The 21,165-nt window shown below is 44.0% G+C and carries 8 protein-coding genes; all 8 read right to left on the bottom strand.

Translation table 11 applies throughout. The features are described 5' to 3' along the window. Positions 1–471: 471 nt before the first annotated feature. Positions 472–8,274, bottom strand: a complete 7,803-nt coding sequence (locus FHS57_RS29410; protein ID WP_183980018.1) for a SpvB/TcaC N-terminal domain-containing protein — start codon at positions 8,272–8,274, stop codon at positions 472–474. A 231-nt stretch (positions 8,275–8,505) separates the two neighbouring features. Beyond that, positions 8,506–9,894, bottom strand: a complete 1,389-nt coding sequence (locus FHS57_RS29405; protein ID WP_183980016.1) for an FAD-dependent oxidoreductase — start codon at positions 9,892–9,894, stop codon at positions 8,506–8,508. A 12-nt stretch (positions 9,895–9,906) separates the two neighbouring features. Further along, positions 9,907–11,232, bottom strand: coding sequence for a glycoside hydrolase family 28 protein (locus FHS57_RS29400; protein WP_183980014.1), 1,326 nt, complete (start codon positions 11,230–11,232; stop codon positions 9,907–9,909). Between the two features lie 22 nt (positions 11,233–11,254). Then, positions 11,255–12,700: a sulfatase family protein gene (locus tag FHS57_RS29395; RefSeq protein WP_183980012.1), complete on the bottom strand. Its 1,446-nt coding sequence runs from the start codon at positions 12,698–12,700 to the stop codon at positions 11,255–11,257. Between the two features lie 28 nt (positions 12,701–12,728). Beyond that, a complete protein-coding gene (locus FHS57_RS29390) occupies positions 12,729–14,855 on the bottom strand; it encodes an alpha/beta hydrolase family protein (protein WP_183980010.1) in 2,127 nt (708 codons plus the stop codon). 208 nt (positions 14,856–15,063) lie between these two features. Further along, positions 15,064–17,025, bottom strand: a complete 1,962-nt coding sequence (locus FHS57_RS29385; protein WP_183980008.1) for a heparinase II/III domain-containing protein — start codon at positions 17,023–17,025, stop codon at positions 15,064–15,066. Between the two features lie 20 nt (positions 17,026–17,045). After that, positions 17,046–19,232 (bottom strand): alpha/beta hydrolase family protein, encoded by a 2,187-nt coding sequence (locus tag FHS57_RS29380; protein WP_183980006.1) that lies wholly within the window; start codon positions 19,230–19,232, stop codon positions 17,046–17,048. Positions 19,233–19,453: 221 nt separating this feature from the next. Further along, positions 19,454–21,160 carry a RagB/SusD family nutrient uptake outer membrane protein gene (locus FHS57_RS29375; protein WP_183980004.1) on the bottom strand — a complete coding sequence of 569 codons (1,707 nt, stop codon included), beginning with the start codon at positions 21,158–21,160 and terminating at the stop codon, positions 19,454–19,456. Positions 21,161–21,165: the final 5 nt, after the last annotated feature.

Below are 21,165 nucleotides of genomic sequence, written 5' to 3'. Positions count from 1 at the left end.
CTTTTGTTTGTTTTAACACCGCCTTGCTGTTACTTGGTAAAAACACCAACGCAGTCGGTAACCGCTGATGAACTTTTCTGCATGGGGTATTAAATCGGCAGGTATGAGGTGTCCCTTCTCCAAAAGCAACCCACGAATGGTCTCATTGGACTCTTTTTGTATTTTTACTATTTTGAGGTCATTTGCCATCAAGTTAAATAGCGAGTTGTTGATTGGATTTTGCATATTTTATATAGTTTATTGTGAATGCTAATAATGGGTTAAAATCGTTCAAAAAGTACCTTTTTAGCCTTAAAGCAAGCAAAAATAGAGAACGATATTGTCAGAGAATCGCTTGTAGCTTCCAATTTTGTTCAAAAACGGCTTTAAGCGATTCTCATTGACCAAAAACTTATTTTTTAGCCAATTTCAATATTTTTAACCCATTATTCGCATTGTGAGTGATTTAATAATTTTTTAGTGTTTTCACTTTCAATGTCCAGGATTAATGTGTAATACCTCAGGAAACAAATCCCCTAATGGCCCAAAACTTGATCTACACAGCCCTTTACAGGCATTGTTTGATGTGGCAACCCATGAATTAACAAGTGCTCTTTCGCTAGCTTCATTTGCTAAAACTTGTTCTGTATGAACCCAAATACCTAAGCGTTCACTTCTAAGTACTCTCTCCGTTCCGTCTTTTATTCTATTAAAAAATAATGGTTCGACTATTTCTTCTCCCTCTCTTAGTAATGGTCTTAAAGCATCAGTAAATCTTTGATTAGTGCCACCAACTAGTGTTATAACCTGTCCATCTACTTCCCCTTGCAAAACCCCTACTGTTCCAAAAGAACGCTTTAAACCTTGTTCACTTAATTGTTCTGCTAGTTCATCAGCTCTACCTTTTAAAGCTCTCTCTGATAATCTACTAGGTGAAGCAACGACTTGTTCAGTTGTGTTTAATGCACCAGTCATTTGTTGTAAGCACTCAGTAGTAGCACTTGCCTCTGCTCTATTTAAAGCAGAACCAGGAATTCTTCTCGCAAGAGAAGATCCTGCTCGTTCACTTACTCTCTCAATAGCTTCTAACCCTGTTGTTGCCCTTCTTGCAGCAGAAGCAGTAACGCGACCTACGGATGAGTTTGCAACACGAGTAGCAACACTTCTAGCTGCTTGCCCTGCTTCGGTAGCCGCTACTCTCCCAGCTGCCGCAGATACTCTTGATACTGCTGTTGTTGCTGTACGCCCTACAGCACTTCGCCCCACGGCACTCGCTACTGCTTGCCCTCCAGCCGATCTTGCTACTGCTCCAGCAGCTACACCAGCGCCAGCAAATACACCTCCTGCAACTGCTCCAATTAATGCAGCACGTCCAACATGAGCTTCTCTGTTATCAATGTGCGCCTCAACGACTTCACCAACAGCTCCTCCTGCTGCTCCTCCGACCGCACCACCAATTACAGTTGCTAATGCTACACCTACAACAGGGCCAGCTGCTCCAGCAGTAGCAACTGTTACAACTGTACCAACAACTACAGCAGCAGCAATTCCTGCAACCTGTCCCCAACTTAAAGTTCCGCTAGGGTCATAAAGATTTAAAGGATTTGATTTCACATAAACAAACACATTTATGCCATCTTTTAATTCAAGAGGATCACCGCTTATCCACCTACCCAGCCAAGCCATATAATACCGCGCCGAGTGATATTCTAAGCCTGTTTCCTCATCACGTTCCATACCTGTATAGCGATAGCGTTTCGCTGCTGCTTTTATTACTGCATTGCGTGCTTGGTAGGCTGTTGTGCCGTAAGGGTGATATTCTTCATAGCTTATTACAGCGGCATTTTCATCAAGCTCCAAACTGGCAGAGCCTAAATGATTGCCCAACTGATACCTTACCGTCTGCTCAGGAGAAGTTCGCCCCAAATTCATTCCTAAAAAGGTACGTGCTTCGGTTTCGGTATCTATCATGGCAATACGCTGCTTATCATCCATAATATGAAGCGTTTCTCGCTCTAAGCCATTTTGGTTTTTATAGATTTCATAGCCCCCCACGTAAATGCGTTCGTCCTTAAAAGTGGGCATTACCCCTGCTGCTGCTTGGTTTTCTGTTATTTTTCTGGCGCGCTGTCCGCTGCTGTCATAGACGTAGTAAGTGGTTTCGGGCGTGCCATTATTCACTACTTGTTTGGCAGTGGCTTGTAGTTCTTCTTTGAATGTCCATACCATGCTGCTTAGGTGCGGCATGACCTCCATGTAACCATGTAATGCGTGGTGCGTAAAGTTGTAAGTACTATTGCCTACGGTCGTATTTTTAATGCGGTTATTTTTGCTTTCATAGGCGTTGTTTCTGGTCCATGAGCCGTTTGCACCTGCTTCGTGCTTCATTTGCAGGATATTACCAACTTGGTCGTATTGATAGCGTTGCGTGTAGTTACGCATTGCCATAGTATCGCCGCTATTGTGGTTGAATAGCGCAAAAGCATCGTTCCAATTGTCGCACGTATCGAAGTTGGGTGAGTTGGTATTTTGCTCTCTGCCTGTAGCAGTTACCAAGCGGTAGAGGGCATCGTAGGTGTATTCGTTTTTGCCTTGTATTTTCTGATTGTTGAAAAATACGGTTGGTATGGCACGGTCCTGTATGGTGGTGATGTTTCCTGTTGGATCGTAGGTGTAGTTCAAATCCTGTAAAACCTCCTCTCTACTTCCACTAAGGGAAGAGGTGAACAAACGTTGCAATCTAAACGTAAGAGAGTCGTAATCGTATTTGGTGGTTACTCCGTTGCCGTATATGATTCGGGTGCGCTGTCCTTTTTCATTGTAGTCTATGTTACTAACATATTCGGTGCTGCGGCTACCTTCTCGTAGGATTACTTTTTCTAATAAAGCACCTGTATTAAAAGTTGACAAAGTTGCTTTACCGTCAGGTGTAATCTGCTGTACGGGGCGATTGAGCGCATCGTATGTCGTATTTGTGGTAAAGGTGTACTTTGTACCTTCCAAAAAATCATCTGGATTGGGAGTATCCCAATGTGGTGTGTTTTTATAGTCTTTGGCAAAAACACGGGTACTTTCTAAGAGATTTCCTTTAAAATCATGGCGTTCAGATGTGATTTTTCCTGCGGTATCGTACAAGACAGCCGCTTGACCTCTTAGGTTTTTCGCCTTGTCATTGGGTAAACCTTCGCCATAGATAATCGTTTCGTAACAATGGTTAAGTGCCACTGCGCCATCGCCGCCTCTGACAATTTTCTTCGTTGGGCGATGCGCTTTGTCGTATTCAAAAATAAACTCATGCCCTCGCTCGTCAAAAGCACGGATTGGCTTACCTGAAGCATCATTGAGCATCCAACGTTTACCTGCATCCATGCTTGTTTGCATCACTCTATGCCCCAGCATATCGTACCGCCACGCCATAACGGTATTGCCACGGGCATCGGTGACAGAAAGTGCATTGCCTTCGATGTCAATAGTAGAATAGGTAAAGTATTTTTCCTCTTTGGGGTTTCCATTGGAGTCAAGCCACTTATTGTGGTCAATTCCGAGCGTTGGTCTGCCCAAACTATCCAAAATAATACACGAAGGAGTATCTGCATGACTTTTGCTTTTGGCATAAGCTGTGGCATTTTTGAGGTCATTTTTCCAAGTACTTTCCTCTATGGTGTCATTGACATCGTAAGTCAGTTGTTTCCACGCATCAAAAACGACTTTGGTAAATGTGCCGTTGGGTAACTCCGTCCTTACATTCCGTCCTGCACCGTCGTAGTACAAGATTGGTGAAACGCCTTGCTCCACCAGCATAGGATCGGCTTCGTAAGCGGGAGTCGTAGAGAAATACGGTTCGTATTGTTTGATAGGGTTTCCTTTGTTGTTCAACACCGTACGCCCATTGCCAATCCAACGGAGTTTGTTTTCGGTATTGATTTCTGTTCCGTTAGGTAGTTTGACGATACCAGGTTCGGCTTGTACTTTTTTCATGGCAACTTTGCCCATACCATCGGTGTATTCAAAACTGATTTGCAATGGGCTTTGTAGGTTCACATTGGCATGTTGCTCTCTGACAATACTCGCCACCACCGTAGGCTGGGCCGAAAAATCATACACCATACGAGCCGAAGCCGAGCCGAGTAATTGCCACGCCAACGTTTGCAACTGATTGTAGGCACAAACATTAGGCAATGCCACCTTTGCGGTGGCAAAAAAGGCGGCGATTAACTCTTTTTCAGCCTGGTCGGTATGTTCTTTGAAGCCATTGAGGTTGTCGGCTTCTTCGCCTTGTTGGTCGTTATTGGTATCTTTGCCTTCTATCGCCGTTGCTTTTACCAAACCGAGTTCATCAACGATGACCGAACTGATATTGTCGTTGATGTCTTGCATAACATCAGGCGACAACGTGCGGTAATTGAAACGCAAAACCTTTGTTTCATTGAAGATATTGGCCGTTTTATCAATATACGCCAAAGCCCTTTGCATAAAAAGGTGGCGGGCATCGTATTCAACGGCAGTTTCGCTATCAAAAGGGTCAATGTAGCCAACAGATGCAAAAAATCGGCCTTTTAAATCGTCAAAATTTTCTCCATTGTGTTTATGAATGACCGTGCCCGATTGTACCCACCATTTGGCATCAAGTGACAAGTATTTTGCCGCCAACAAATCAGTCTCTGTCACTTCAAATTGAGCTGACGATGTACTTGGCGTAAAAATATTATTGATTAAATGAGGGGTAAAAGCCAACTGATACGCTTCATAAGGTACGGCACGTGTCGCTATTTGCCCATCCGCCAAAGGTAGGCTCAAATCTGCATCATAGAATTTGGTCTTGATGTGTTCAATCAAACGTTTTTGAGGCAACGAACCTGACGCAATTTGTTGGTATTCAATTTCTTGAAAATTGGTTACTTTGTTCTTAAAATCAGCAATTTTAAAATATCCAGACTGTGGCTTTACGCCTGTTAGTTCGTAGGTCTGTGTTTGCCAATTTTTACGAAGATAGTAATTGGCAGGTGCTAGGATGTCGTTAGTAAAATCATTTTTCGCAAACGTAATCCAAGTTTTTTTCTGCCCGTCTTTGCCGTGCTGTTTGGCACGCCGTGCGGCATCGTTGTCACTTGGCTCATTTTCTAATAATGGTTCTTCTTTTTTTCTTGGATAAACGATGCTTACACTTTCCAACAAATTACCCAATTCATCCGTTTCTAGGTTCAAGGTGTGGGCAATGCGCGGGTCTTCGTGGTCACGCTCATAGGTAAACGTAATGGCTTCACTTTCTTTGACAATAAAAGAGGCATAACGATTTTTTCCTCGTGCTTGTAACAATTGTATCTCGCAGTTGTGCGTGGCTACATTGTAAGGAATTAACTCTTTTAGGGCTACCTCCTTCTTGAATGCTTCAAAATCAGCGTTGCCATCAACGTAATTTTTGGCTTTTCGCTCGTCAGCAATCCGTTTTTTAGCGTCTAAACCAAAGACCTCTTGGCGCAGTGTCATACCTTTGCACGCACGCAGGGCTTCGCGCCATTCGTCAGCACTGATGATATTGATATCAAAAGCTCCTAAATGATCGGCTGCCAACAAAACGGCATCGGGCAATTCATACTCTGAAACGTCAGCTAATGCTTCATTTTTATACCAGTATTCCTGCTTGAATTGGTTTAAAATTCTGTCCCTATCTAAAAATGCGCCTGTATGAAACCATGTTTTTGTCAAAACAGGCGGTTGATGGTGTTCACTTGTGCTTAAATTGGCAAAGTCGGTTACTTCAAATTCTTCCGTATCGCGTTGCTCTACCCTCCCAAACCCCCTAAATTCTCTTTCTGCATGGTCGTAATAGCCATGATGGTACGAATACTCAGCAGAAAATCGGACATTCGTAACGCTATCTGTACTAATCGTTTTGGCAACGACTTGTACAGGAAAAGCCAGTTTGGTTATCCAAGGAGTTCCATTCAGTTTATCTTTTAAATAAAAAAAGGTGGAGCTTTTATATGCTACACTGGTCGTTTTGCCTAAACCATTTTCATGGCTCTTCATTAAGTGTGGTTTATTCCCCCCCATCAAGTCCATGTAGCGCATAGGTGCATTGACATAAGCAGGCATTTCCGACGACCACACAATACAGGCCGTTCCGTTACCGAGTAAATCCGTGATGGTTATCCGATTCGGCTGTTCGGTCGAAAAAAAAGGCTCAATGGTTTCGCCGTCGGTCCACGCATTTCCACTGCAATTCAAGTACGCTTTAAAGGTGTTTTTCCCCAAGTAAATAATATCCGTCGCCCCTGTTCCGCTAACATCCGCCAACTGAATATAACTAGGATTGAACAAATCCGAATGGTCAAAAACGGGCGAATTACGCATAGTAACTTTTGGTGCAAAACGACCATAACCCATATTCGCCCAGTAACAAACTTCGCCATTGCGAATACGCACAATGTCTGTCATGCCATCGCCAGACATATCGGCAAGGAAAATGCGCTGTTCCTGGTCGGCAAAGACAATAGCAGCACCCTGTTCTTCATCGTAGGGTTTTGCGGCTAATTCGGGGGCATCATAGCCAATTTTGCCCTCGTTTTCCCAAAACCAAAATGCGCCTTCGTCCGAAAGTACCACTTCGGGTTTACCGTCGCCGTTGACATCCAACATGCGAACGTTGGGGTTTTTCAAGTCCAAATGCAAGTTTTTCAAAAAAGTACGAAACGGCTGCCATTCGCCGTCGTCTTTCAGCTCAAAATACCCTTGTACTCCGCCACTGTTTACCACTAACTGTTTTTCGCCATTAGCATTTAGGTCTTGCAATTGGAGCGAGCCATTTCCCAAACCCAAAAAAGAGGGTTTAGGCATGACCATCTGGGCTTGCGAAAAATGAAGTTCATCCGTTTCAACAACCCCGAAATTTGACTTATAAAACCAGGCATTGGCTTGTTCGGTCAGTAGGCCATTAATTCCCTCATTGTACAAATCCACCCACTGATAGTTCCCCGAGAGGCCGCTTGGGGAGTGAATAAGGCTTTCATTGCTTACGTTTTTTACGTCCTTGTTCCAGTTCAGTTCTTGGTACTCAAAAGTCAGTTTAGGCAATGTTCTCTTGCTGTAACTAGCTGCCCCATTTTTGACATATCCACACTGCTCTATGGCTCTGAGGTAAGTTACTTCAGCTTCCTTTTGTTCTATGCCGCCGTAAATACGCGACTTTTTGTAGTCCATATCTAAAGAACGTACTAACGTAGGTTCATTACCTAATTCCGAGAAATGATGAAACATGAGCACCCGCTTACACAAGCGATAAGTGCGCAACTCAAAACCACTCCGATACGACGAAAAAGCATCGTTCCGAGCACTCCATTTTTCTAGTTCTTCTGTCTTAGGAAGGGTTTCGGCGTGTTCACCGTAGTCAAAAACCAACTCAAAAAAATAGCTTTCGCCCACAGGTAGGGCAGGTTGGTAGGGAGAGTCCTCCACGTATTTGGCTACGCTATTTCCATATTTTACGCGCTTTAGGTGGCGGTTTGTAAATTTTGCAATGCCCTCAAAGCGGTTTTTCTCATTCACTTCGTTGGCAACATTTGTCAAATCCTCCTCTTTGTATTCATACCATACCCAAGAGCCTTTATCATCGTAAGCAAATTCGGGTAGCCACTGAAAGACCTTTGACTCATCTGTCGGGTCGGCAATGCGGCAAGAAGCACTAAGTCCAAAAAAAGTAGTAATGTTTTCTTTGGTAGTTACTTTCCAATAATAAGTGGTCGTTTCTTTTTCAAAAATACGCTCAATCCTCAAAAATGAGCCTTCAAGACGGGGGCGATATTGCCGTATAATAAAGTTAGTGGTGTCATCTGAAAATTGTTTTACTTTCCATTGACCTCCATCTAACTCCAGCATAGGCACTAATTCCTCTGCACCCGAAAACATAAAACTATCTTCAGTTGCGATTTTTTCTATATCATTACTATCAAAATAACGAGGTAGCTTTTTATCGGTTCGACGTTGAATAGAGGGAAAATCTAACTCCCAACCAATGCCAAACGGGCCATTGCCTACCCCCGAATTGTAGGACAGCGAAAGCTGCGGGGTAAAACCGTTGCGATTGGGCGAAACAGGCAAGGGAATGGCAAAAGAGGCCGTGCCATTAGCCGCATTCACCAGAAATTTCTCATCAATACCTTTCAACGCTCCTCCGCCTTTGGGAAGCGTTATCTGAGGTATTTCTATGGCATTTGACTTTGTAGATCGCTCTTCTGACAACGTACTTACTACATTGGCCCTCTCTTGCCTTTCCCCTTGCTTTTGGTTTGCACTCATGATTGCTTGCGGGTATAAATGAAATGTAACCTCAAGCTAAGTGATATTTACCTAAAAAGACATATTAATTTATTAAGCGGTAACGAAAGTTATCTAACGGTTTGATTTTCTCTTACAACATATATCTTGCCAGCCCGATAACACACTAGACACAAGTTAAAATCGAAAAAATTGGGCTCAAGGAGGAATAGAGAATGTACTCCAATATTATCTTAGCAATCACCAAAAACATTACTCAACCGACCATTTCACCTCTGACCATTTGACATCCTGTGGTAGAATATTTTTTTGTGCAGCCAAAGCCGCTACCCTCCCTGCTCCCTGACCCATCGCTGCGGCATTGCCCGTGACCCGGTAGCTGGAATGGGCAACAAAGTCGCCACTGATGCAGCGGCCTGCCATCATCAGCCCTTGAACGTCTTTGGCAATTAACGCACGAATCGGTATGTCGTAAGGCTTGCTGTTGGTGCCCCTGTTGTATTGGGTTGTTACTTCATCCTCTTTTTTAACCGAGTGAACATCCACCCCAAACGTAACTCGACAAACCGCATCCTCAAAACGAGCTCCTTTCATCAAGTCTAAACGCGAAACCGTATAAAGGCCATGAATTCGGCGACTTTCTCGAATACCAATCTGCTCTCCTGTAGCAACTATTTTTAGATTACTCCATGAACCTCCCAAAGACTGTAAACTATGAATAATCTTGTGGACTTCGGCTCGTCCTTTCAATGTGGCCTCAGTTACCTGACGAGCATCGGTTCCCAAATACCCATATTCATGATTGGCCATAAGCATGTGTAAATCTTCATAAATTGGGAAGAGACTCGGACGTGTATAAGATGGCTTATGACCACCTTTAATAATTGCCTCCTCCAATCGCTTCTTTGATCTTGAACCTATCTTGCTGTCTTCTTCATCACGAATAAATTCTTTTATCTCAGCATAATGAACACCCGTAACCAGGCAAAGCATACTCATAGGTTGGCCCTGTCCAGCACTGTCACCGTAGTCAAAATTGCAACCCGAACGGGCGGCTAAGTCTCCATCGCCCGTACAATCGATGAAGATTTTTCCTGCCCACGCTTCCCGTCCTGACTTCGACTCAGTGATAACGTGAGTAAGTCGTCCATTTGTCTGTGCCGTAGATACCAATCGAGTAAATAGACGTATAGTAACTCCAGCCTGTATGCAAAGTTCTTCGAGTAAGATTTTCATTTGTTCTGCATCAAAAGAAAAGGAATTACCAGTCGGTATGGTGGCATTGCCTTTTCGCTCCCGAAGCTTTTCCTTGATTTCAGCGACCAGCCCCCCTTTATTTTTATTATCAATAATCCAAGTCAAGCACCCTGAGGTCCAAACGCCCCCCAAACAGCCGTGAACTTCTAACAGCAATGTTTTAGCTCCAGTACGACCTGCTTCGATAGCCGCAGCCACCCCAGCTGGACCAGCTCCACACACAATGACATCGTAATTATCTACCACAGGAATATCACGGGCAGGCTCGTTCAAACTACTGCCAACGAGTACTTTCGGTTCGTTTTCCTGACCCAATGCCGTCAAAGGAAGTGAGGCCGAAGCAGCCCCCGCTAATGTTGCTGATAAAAAATCTCTTCTTTGCATAACTCAAGACGTTTATTCGTTCATTTTTAGATTGACAAATTCAGCCTTGTTTCCCTTACCTACCTGGCTAACTTTAATATTGCGAAGGGTTACCAAGCCAATGGATTTGGCAGGGATGCCGACTAACCACCAGCCATAATCACGCGCTGAACGAACGTGAATATTCTCAAATGTAAGTTGGTCAAAATCAGGTGGAAAGTTACCGCCCCGATAACTGTGATAATCCATTTGCATCCGAATTGCCGCCTGCCGACAACTATCAATCGTGACGTTGCGTACCCATAGATGGCGAACAAAACCTCCTCTATCAAGATTGGCTTTGAGGGTAACTCCTAAGTTGGTATTTGGAATGATGCAGTCATTGACCCACACATTTTCTACTCCTCCCGACATTTCAGAGCCAATGCAAAAGCCATTGGCAATGCGCGACCGAAGGATACATTTACGCACTACTATATTGCGTGCTCCCTTTCGATTCCAAGCATCTTGGTCACGTCCTGCTTTGATAGAAATAGGGTCGTCGTCGGTATCTATATCGCAATTTTCAATCAAAACATCTTCGCAGGAATCGGGGTCGATACCGTCGTCATTGGTGGTACCATGATGAATGTTGAGGTTACGAATCGTTATATTTTTGGAGAAAACGGGGTGAATTGTCCAAAAGGGGCTCTGTTGTACCGTAAAGCCTTCCAACAAAATTCCTTCACAATCGTAAAACTCCAGCAACGTAGGCCGTAATTTGTACCCTTCCCCAAATACACGTTGTGATTCTGGAACACCCGTTTCGCCCATTTTTCGCAAAATGGTTTTGGCCTTTTCCTGGTCATCACCGTTAGGTTGTTTTTTCCACGAAAACCAGAATTTATCCGCTTGCCCATCGAATGTACCTTTTCCTGTAATAGCCAAATTGGTTTGCCCATTGGCATAAATCAGGGGCGAATAGTTATAACAAACGGTGCCTTCCCAACGCACTTTCACGACGGGAAGATAATCCGTAGGGTTTGTCCCAAAACGAATAATTGCTCCTTCGGAAAGGTGCAAATTGACGTTTGAAAGCATTTTGATGGGGCCGTTGCAGAGGTATTCACCTTTGGGAATAACCACTTTTCCCCCACCCGCTTTGTGACAAATTTTAATGGTTTCATTAACTGCCTTTTGAAAATTTTGGCCCTGCTTGATTTTTACCATAAATTCCTTTTTAGGAAACGCAGGCAGCTTTATTCTGACCAATACAGCTTCAACCTGCTGATTAAACAAATCAGTTGATTGCGCTTTTTGACCAAAGCAAGATGTTGATAAAAAAGCACTTAACAGTAAGTGATTTAAGAAAATTTTCAAAATAGAATAAATTTAAAGTTTTTTATTCATGCACCCATTTACCCAACCACGGGTCACCCGTTTTTCGCTGCTGTATTTTAATGGATGCCAATAATTTATCAAAAACAGCTTTGTAGGCAGGGTCGTTGGCACGGTTGACTAACTCTTGCGGGTCTTTGCTTAGGTCGTATAATTCAAAAGCGGGTCGATTTTTATAAGCTTCTATATTTCTTACCCCATATTGTTTTTGCCCCGACTTTAGAAAGGCTTGCCACGTGGCCGAGTCCCACAAATCCGAGGCATAAGGAAACTCAAGGGCATGTGCGATGTTCCAGATGAGTTTGTATTGGCGTGTTACAATCGTTCGCATAGGGTAGTATTGCGTCAAGCCATGAAAAGAATGCGAAAGAAACAGCGTGTCCGAGCGAAATGTATTTGTACCATCAAATACTGACTTCCAAGATTTGCCGTGCATGTAGGAGGTAGGGCCTCCCCGTTCCTCTGTTTGAGTAGCAGGAGGAGTCTGTACACCCGCAAAATCAAGCAAAGTAGGAGCAATATCGACCCAAGAGACCAACTCCTCACACGTTTTGTTTTTTTGGGTAGAAAACGGATTTCTCACAATCAGCGGCAACCGAACCCCGGGTTCGTAGTGCGTAGTTTTCGCTCCAGGTACAGGCATACCGTTGTCAGAGACATAGATAAAAATGGTTTTTTCCCACAAACCCTTCTGTTTCAGTTGGTCAATGAGTTTCCCGATACCTTGATCCAACCGAGAAACCGATTGGTAATACTGCGCCAATTCAGCCCTGCTTTCGGGAGAATTGGGAATAAAATACGGCACTCGTAACGAATCAGCTCCGTATAATGTCTCATTGACTCCTTCTTGTCCATTGGGGCGATTACCGTGCCCATTAGGCTGCAAGGGCAAGTCACGACGAGGATTGGTGCGGTGCGGGTCGGTGGGGCAGAAGTAAAGAAAAAAGGGTTGATTTTTGGCAGTTCCCAGAAAATCGGCACATTTTTCAGCCATTTTGACGGGATTATTTCCGTTGTCTTCCAGCCTTACATCAAAAGGATACGTACCAGTAGGTTCCAAATGAAATTTGCCAATGCGTGCCGTCTTATATCCTCCCTGACTTAAAAAATGGGTCAGGGTTTTCATACCCTCAAACGAATGAAAATGATGCGTAGCCTGCTGAAGTCCATACTGTCCGTTGTTGTGATTATGCCGTCCTGAAAGCAAAACCGAGCGACTCGGGCTGCAACTCGACGTGGTGGCATAAGCGCGGGTAAACCGTACGCCTTCCTTTGCTAAATAGTCCAGATTAGGAGTTTTAATTTGAGGATTTCCATAACAGCCCACTGCGCTCAAATCGTGGTCATCGCCTACGATTAGTACAATATTAGGGCGGTCTGAGGATTTTGCCCATATATTCCAACTAAGTAACAGAAAAATTGTCCAATAAAATTTCTTCAAGGCATTCATAAACCAAGTCTTTGTGTAAGTGTTGAGTTTATTTGTCGTTCTCTATCCACTCAAGCAGCGCAACACCTTCATTCTTAGCTTCGGCAGAAGTAGATAAACGCAGGGGTGTGGCATTGGTTGGATATAATTTCTTCAATTCTTCCAATAAAAGTGCTTGTCCCGCCCCATTCAGCATCCCCGAAACCCCTACCCGACGAGGCGAAAGAGCAGCTACTAAATCAGGTAAATCGTAGGCCAAAATGGCACCCGAAACTACAGAAGGAATGTATCGGGGCAAATATTGCTCATGCTCAGTCAGGGAGCGATAGGCCCCCAATCCATCTATTAATGCAACTCGACTCCATGAAGGAGTTACCACTGCAGCATGAAGTAAATCAGGTACAAATGTCCCAACTCCGACGGCGGTTACTGTGGTATTGGGTGCTTTTGTCTTGATAAACTCAGTTATCAGTTGAATCTCTTCCATACGAATAGCCACAAGGCTTTTTTGGGTCAAAATGCCTGCAAACCACACATTCAGCGATGTGCTGTCGATGAAAGAATCTCCCCCCGGCAAATAGGCATTGGCCAGTTCACCTGCTCCGCTCAAATCGGGTACTACTACGTGATAACCCGCTTTGGCAAGTTGTTCACCTACACCCTCCTTTTTCGCAATGTCTGCTTTGCCTTTTGAAGAAATATACAACACCGTTTTATTTGATTGGGTGTGGGGGCGAAGCCATAGAACTGGCAAATAGTAAGCTCCAGGACCTTTCACGAGGTACTTTTCAAGGTCGTAACCTTCTTTCGGAAATTTCCCTGAAAAAACAACCTCCTCTAACACAGGGGGTGTATAGCCCGTTAGGGAAATGATTTGTTTGTTTAAATTTTGCGGATTGCTTTTGGGCTTACTTTTACTCGCCCTTTTTTGCGTCAGGGAAAACAGCGATTCTCCTTTCAGGGAAGTATAAACGTTGCCAGTAGGTGTTACTTTTAGTTCATCTTCAGTAAATGGCACAATCTTTTCATCGGCGTTTGAACCGGGGTTGTGAAGGTGTTTTTGAAAAAAAGCATAGGTTGCTTCGCGATTTTTTTGGGTAGAAGCATGGCCTGCATCGTCTTCTGTTTTTTCCAGATTTGCTTCACTTCCAAGGGCTTTGTAGGCTTTTTTTGCTTCGTCAAACAATTCTCTTGCCCCGTCAATGCTGAACATATCGCGCGTAGTTGTCACCATTAAGGTTGGGCGGGGAGCGCGGACTTCTACCAAATCTCCCAAATCCAGGCCCTTGGCCAACATCCCCGACAGTATTTGTTCGGCATCCTGCGGGCCGTTGGATTTGAGCAGTTTATCATACGTAGTTAAATAGCATTCGGGTGCTGCCGCTGCAATGCGCGAATCCATTGCGGCGATATACGCACTTTGCGTTCCTCCTCCCGAGCGTCCCGTAATTCCAATGCGTTTGGCATCAATTTCGGGACGCGTCAGCAGGTAATCTACCGCCCGAATGCCGTCCCAGATGAAATACATCGCAGGAGATACGCCCGCTACAAATGACTGCGCACCGGGGTACGAATGTTCCAGTGTGGGCTTGAGATTTCCGAAACGTTTGAGTTCATTCGATTTGACGTACTGAGTGCGTTCTCCTTGTCCAATAGGATCAAAGGCCAGCACCGCAAAGCCTTTTTGCACATAATTCAGTACCATTTGCTGATAAACGCCACTTCGAAAAGCTGGGGCACCATGGCCACTGCAAAAAATGATTACGGGTAAATTTTTGCGTTCACGAGCGGGTAAAAACAAAGCCGCAGTTACAAAATAATTGGGCATAGACTCAAAGTAGAGTTTTTCAACCGTGACGCCGTTTCGTTCTATTTTTCCCGTAATGACTGGGTTTAAGGGTGTTTTTTCAGGGAACGCCCCCACCGCTTCCTGTAATTTCTGACGAACAAAAGCCTGTCTTTTTTGCCAATCCTGCAGGGTTTTTAGTGCTTGCACGGCCTTTTTTCGTTGATTCAACTGCGCAAAAGCTTGGTCACACAAATGATGGTACAACGCCATCGGTTGAGCACCATAGTACTTCCAATAAGGGAGTACGGCCAATTCATCTTGGGCTTGAGATACCGTTGTCAGGAACAGAAGAATACCCGTTAGAATAGTAAAAGACTTCAATTTCATACTTCATAATTCGTTTATAATCAAATTCTTATTCTACTTTTTTGATTGGCCACCTATCGGTTCTAAACGGCAAAAGCGGCAATTCTTTAAGTGCATTGGCCACTCGTACAACACCTTTATTCCCATTTAGCTTTACAGATTAAAAGTACACATTGTACGAATTAAGTCTCTCGTTTTCAGACAGTTTTTTAGCATCATAAAGGCAAACTTATTTTTTAACCTCCGTAATTTCAATGGAGTTAATTCCGTTCAGGGCGGTTGATTTCAGTTCCAAAACGATGCGATATACAACTTTCCCAATTGCTTTTTCCAGTTTCGGGTCGTCTGTCGCTTTCTTCTCCACAGTAATCATCATTATTTTGGGGTCATACCGCATCAGGAGGTCGAAGTTATCACCGTTGAGGAGTAATTCTCCCTCCTTGGGTTGTTGACTGGGCAAGGTTGTCATGAAGTGCAGGCGATTTTCGCCCGTTTTTGCTGCTAACTGATACGTATCCTGTATGAGAAATCGCTTTCCACGTTCCAACTGATAGGCTCGCTCCCAACTTTTTACCTGTGCTTCTTTTGGGTAGGCCCCGCTGATGTCGGTCGAAAAACGAACGCCGTTTTTAGTATCGGTAAAGGTGGATTTTTGGGCAGCAAAATTACGCCCCTGACGCTGCGCAACGCCGTTGATGAGTGGTACATTGTGGTAGTTGGACTGCATCGTCCAAATAGTATATCGTTCTTTACTGAAGGTTTCACGCGTGTAAGTTCCTACGCCCACATCTAGCAGCACTGGTATCCCATTGTAAAACAAAATGAACGACCCTACATCGTTGTGGTTGTGCTGTTCGTTGTTATGACCGCCCTTGGCCGCAAAATAAAATCCTTGGTCAGTGCCTTCCTTGTCACGGGCTACTGCCACATCCAGATTGGGCAAATAATATTGTTTTAAAAGTGGCTCTGTTTTCGGAACGTTCTGCCAGTCTTCATGACTGAACAACATTTCCAGATTACTTCCCAATCGTCCGCCGGTCATCCTTTCGGTTCCATTGGATTTGCCTGACAGATACGCGCCAAATTGCTGCATGACAGGTTCTTGAATTGCTTTCCCAAAGCGATAAATCAGCCCGCCATTGTGATGAAGTTTTGCCAGCGCATCGGCAAAATTGACGTAATACTCTCCCTTACTGACATAGACGCGATAAATGTATCGACCCATGTTTCGGATGAGCTCGTTACTAAAAATGTCAATTTTCCCTTGGCTGGCTTTTTGCAATAAGGTAAGGTAACTAAACAACCGACCGCTGGCAGCACCCCAGTAGCCCGGGCCTTCGCTACAGCCGCCGTCTTCGGGATAAGAATTGATAAAATGGTCAATGGCACCCATTGTTTTGTAGATGCCATCTTCTCGTTTTTGGGGGTCAGTTTCCAATAATAAAACACAAGTCAACACATTATAACTGCACCAAGGCGTCCAGTTGTTGACCCGACCTTCTCCCCAACCCGTAATCCACCAATAATCGTTTCTTTGGTAAAACGGGTCGAGTACTTTGGCGTATAGTTCTTGTTGCAACCGCTGCGAAATGACGGGGCTGACTTTATCAAATTCAGTATGAAAGAAATACCAAATCCAAGCCAAATCAGCGGCAGTATCACCCGTTACTAAATCAATGATTGGGTTATTTTTATCGGGCAATAAAGTCGTAATGTTACCAAGGGAGCCTTCGTAGCCGTACATGTAAAAATGGGCAGGAGAACTCCATACTGTTTGTTCGCAATAGGCAAATACCCCATTAATCAAATCATCCAAAAATCGCCCTTTCCCTTCTATTAATTCTGCCAATGCCAAGGCACGTAACGCATTCAGTTTTTCCCGATTACTATTATCGGCTGCCTCCCTATTGCCAGTTCGGCTGTAGGTCAGGTATAAGGTAGCGGTGGTAAGTGGCCAACCATATCCAAGGTATTTTTCGCCTTCTTTGATTGCATTTGTTTTTACTGATTCGGGGAGTTTGGCCCATGCCTCTCGGTCAGAATAGGAAGGATAGGTGACCCATTCTTGGCCTTTCACAACAACAGAACTGACCAGTTTTCGGGAAAAGTTATCCAAAAGCAGGTTTCGTTTTTCCTGACCTACGGATATTTTCCAAAAAAGTAACAACAAAAAAGCAATCGTATATTTCATCTTTATTTATTCACCGGTTGTTATTTTATCCAATCCGAAAAAAAATCAATTAGGGGCTTCTCTTTACTGTTATTCCTATCTAAAGTTAAATTCTCTTTCTTGCCTACTTGTTGATAAATGGACTCTACAAAGTACAACTCCTTTTGAATTACATTCTGAGGCTCAGTTGACCTTTTGCTGTCTTTGGGTCTGACTATCGTCTGACCTGTATCCACATTACCCATTGCATCAGTTACATATGTCATCAACAACTTACGGGGTGCCAAACTTGCCGCCAAATCGGGGAGATCATAGGCCGTAAGTGAAGAAGGGACTGCCCCCTCTATAAAATCAAGGGTGTAATACTGATGCCTTGTTAAGGAATGATAGGAAACGTATGGATTGATGAGTGCTACCCGCGAGATAAATAGATCAAAAGCAGCGGCATGCAACAACACTGGTGAAAGTTCTCTGACTGCAACTCCCCCCACTTCTGACATACCGTTCGTTCTTAATAGATGCACTAATTTGACCACATCTCCCGCTCTTAGTCCAACCAAACTTCTGCCTATTAATACCGATCCATACCACAAATCATAGCCTAACCCTTCCATTTTGAAGTGCTGAAAATAATTACTTCCAGCCCATTGCCCTGGTCCGGTTTCGCCCGTTCCAATCAGGTCGGGAATGAGTACATGGCATCCGCCATTGACCAAAGCTAATACCTCTTCACTTTCGGCAAGTTTGGTTTTCCCTTTTGGTGAGAAATATAAAACAGCTTTACCGTTTGCTTTTGATGGAATAAAAAGCAAATACGGAATGACATAATCGCCTTCTCCCTTGATATAATACTTTTCAATCTGAAACCCTTTTTTAGGAATAATACCCACAAAAACAGGCTTATCAGTGAGATTTGGCAGAAGATAACCCGATAGTTTCTTAGCTTGTCGAACCACAATAGGCAAATGAACGCTTGGATTTTTTCGAGCAATCTCTAAATCGGCTACGAGTTTATCAGCGTGGCGGGCATTGAGACTAAAAATCGTTTCTGTTTTTTGGGAAGTTGACAGTTGCCCGGTGGTCGTTACACGTATTTCGTCTGCTGTTAGGTATTCAACGGAATCTTCTTTGGAATTGCCCGGGTTACTGAGCATTTTCTGAAAAAAAGCGTACATCGCTTCACGGTTTTTACGGGTCGATGCGTGCGAAGCGATGTCTTCAACCATGCCAAAATTCTCCGATTTGCCGTACGATTTATAGATGCGCGACACTTCCTTATAGGTATCGCGAGAACCCTGATGATTGAAATAATCATTCAACGTGGTAATCATTAACGTAGGTTTGGGCGCACGGGCAATGAGAAAGTCAGGCTCGTCAAACTCTTTTCCTATGATATTCGGCAAATTCTGTTCGGCATCGGGCGGGCCAAGTGCCTGTAGCAATCGGGTAAAATTAGTGATGTAACATTCAGGAGCAGTAGCCAATATTCGATCGTCCAGTGCTCCGATGAAAGCTGTTTGCGTACCTCCCCCCGACCGCCCCGTCATGCCGATGCGAGCAGGGTCAACTTCGGGACGACTCAGAAGGTAATCCACCGCCCTGATTCCATCCCACATCATGTAGCGAGCCTGACTGCTGCCCGTTATAAACGTTTGTGGGCCTGGCATATCGTGTTCACGTGTAGGACTACCTACCTTTGACTTTCCCGTTTGTTCATCCAAATACTCTAAACGCTCTCCCTGTCCAATAGGGTCGAATGCTAGGACGATAAAACCTTTTTGAACCAGATTTAACAATACCTGTTGGTAAGGGGCAGCTTTATAGCCCGTAGGTGAATGGCCACTGCAATACACAATGCCTGGTGCTTTACCTGTCAGGGGTTCTGGGATAAAAAGTGTAGAAGTAACATAAAATCCGGGCTGAGATTCAAACAAAATGTGTTCCACTTGGTATCCCTTTTTATGAATTACCCGAAGCGTTTTGGCATTTAAAGGGGTTCGCTCGGGGAATGGGCCGATGGCCTCAAGGAGTGTTTTTTTCGCCCATTGCTGTCTTTTTTTCCAGTCGTTGAGGGTATTGATTTGGGCGATGGTCTTGGTGCGTTTTTCAAGATGATTCGTAGATTGTTGGAGCAGATGTCGAAAAAGCCCATTATCATCTGAGCGCAACAAAAACCAATTTTGCAAAACATTGTATTCTTTTTGAGCCTCTGCCTTTTCTGTTGACATAAAGAAAAAAATACACCCCCATAATAAGAGTTGGCATAAAACAACAGGACGATTTATAGATTTCATCGAGCTTGATTTATCTGTTTGATGTAAATCCAATAATATAAAGTAGGGTAATAAAAAACTGGCAGTGCTATTTTAAGGGAAAGCCGGAAAAGATTTCCGGCTTTCCTAATTCACTCACTTAATTCACCTATCAGTTTTCAGGATTAGAACTACTATCACCAACCTGGATTTTGTGTAAGTGCAGCATTCATTTCTATTTCGGTACGAGGAATTGGCCATAAATAGTCACGCTCGGTAAACTTGCGAATAAAATGGGTTTCGCCAAACAAATTGCGAACTACTGTTCCATCGAGTTGTGCTTTGGCAATGCCCCAACGTCTGACATCACTGAATTGATGCCCTTCACCCGCTAATTCGACTTTTCGTTCGTGTACAATTCGGTCAAACATCTGGGCTTTGGTCGTCACCTGCAACCACGCCGCTCCACTATTCAGACCCGGCATTCCGACGCGAGCGCGTACTTTATTGAGTTCGGTTACAGCCTTGGCCAGCTGACCATCCTCATTATACGCTTCCGAAAGCATCAACAAAACATCCCCAAAACGAATTAAAGGAAAGTTGAAAGGCGTATGTTCGCGAACACTCATGGCTCCGTTTTCATTGCCTTCAGGCACAAATTTACGCCACAGGTAGGTGTACCAGCCCGAATTGTTACGCGTTTGTCCGAAGTTTTCGCTTACCCCAGTAGCCACCACAAACTGTAATGTCCGTACCTGATTAGCCACAAATCCAATATGATAGGAATAAGGTACAATCAGAGATGCGTTCATGCGGGGGTCTCGACCGCGATAAATTTTCCCCAGCAAAGCTGTGTCCGGGATAGAGTTAAGTTTTCCATTGGTATGGGTCGCCATGAAGGCTTTGCGTTTGACGGCAATATCTTCGTTGAATCTGGGAATATAGTCATTCCAATTGAATTTTGAACCGTCTTTGTTTTCGTAACTATCAGCCAGTTCGGTGGTAGGAATTCCGAAATTCCCCCCTCCAAAAGACCCTCTGAAACCGATATTATAGGCAAAGGGTAGGCCATATTCCAAACCCACACCGGCAAGCGTTTGAATGGCGAAAATCATTTCATTGCTTTTATGACCGGCCAGTTTGAAAATATCAGCGTATTTGGGATAAAGTGCGTAGCCATAGTTGTTTGATTTGTTATAAACAACCTCTTCAAAATCAGTAATCGCTTTTTTCCAATCTTTTGCGTACAGGTGCACTTTCCCACGTAATGAATAAGCAGCACCTTTGGTGACTCGTCCATAATCAGCCTGAGGCCACGCCACAGGTAAATCTTTAATAGCAGCCTCCAAATCTTTCAAGATAAATGTTCGTACTTCTTCAGGAGTACTGCGTGGGTTCTTTAAATTATTAAAATCGGCATTCAAATCTACGGATTCATCGTATAAAGGAACTCCCCCAAAATAACTAAACAATTCAGCATAGTGAAACGCCCGTAAAAATTTAGCTTCGGCCACAATTGGATTTTTGATATTATCAGCAATTTCCATTTTCGGCACTCGGCGAATCACCTGATTTGCCCGTTGAATTTCGTCGTACATGTGTCGCCAATAATTACTGATGTAGGTCGTTTGTTCGGTAGCAGTACCCAGCATAAAACTTAAATAACCGTTTTCCTGCCAGCCGAAAGCTAACCCTCCCATGTTATCGTGCATGTATTTCTTGCCAAAGGCTTCGTCGCGCCGTAATCCGCCATAGACCCCCATAATGGCTTGCTTGGCGTGTTCGGGGGTTTGCCAAAAGGTTTCGGAACTGATGCGGTCGTAGGGGACAGTGTCTAATTTAATGCAGCCATTAAGGCTTCCCAACACTAAAGTCAACAATAAGAATTTGGAATATCTTTTCATATCAG

The sequence above is a fragment of the Runella defluvii genome (assembly GCF_014195535.1).
In the GTDB taxonomy this organism is placed as follows: Bacteria; Bacteroidota; Bacteroidia; order Cytophagales; family Spirosomataceae; genus Runella; species Runella defluvii.
The sequence above is the reverse complement of the archived record's forward strand: the minus strand, read 5'-3'. Positions and strand labels throughout refer to the sequence as shown.

Excerpts from the sequence above, each read along its gene's own strand:
- FHS57_RS29410 (WP_183980018.1), bottom strand. The coding sequence starts at position 8,274 with ATGAGTGCAAACCAAAAGCAAGGGGAAAGGCAAGAGAGGGCCAATGTA.
- FHS57_RS29405 (WP_183980016.1), bottom strand. The coding sequence starts at position 9,894 with ATGCAAAGAAGAGATTTTTTATCAGCAACATTAGCGGGGGCTGCTTCG.
- FHS57_RS29395 (WP_183980012.1), bottom strand. The coding sequence starts at position 12,700 with ATGAATGCCTTGAAGAAATTTTATTGGACAATTTTTCTGTTACTTAGT.
- FHS57_RS29390 (WP_183980010.1), bottom strand. The coding sequence starts at position 14,855 with ATGAAATTGAAGTCTTTTACTATTCTAACGGGTATTCTTCTGTTCCTG.
- FHS57_RS29385 (WP_183980008.1), bottom strand. The coding sequence starts at position 17,025 with ATGAAATATACGATTGCTTTTTTGTTGTTACTTTTTTGGAAAATATCC.
- FHS57_RS29380 (WP_183980006.1), bottom strand. The coding sequence starts at position 19,232 with ATGTCAACAGAAAAGGCAGAGGCTCAAAAAGAATACAATGTTTTGCAA.
- FHS57_RS29375 (WP_183980004.1), bottom strand. The coding sequence starts at position 21,160 with ATGAAAAGATATTCCAAATTCTTATTGTTGACTTTAGTGTTGGGAAGC.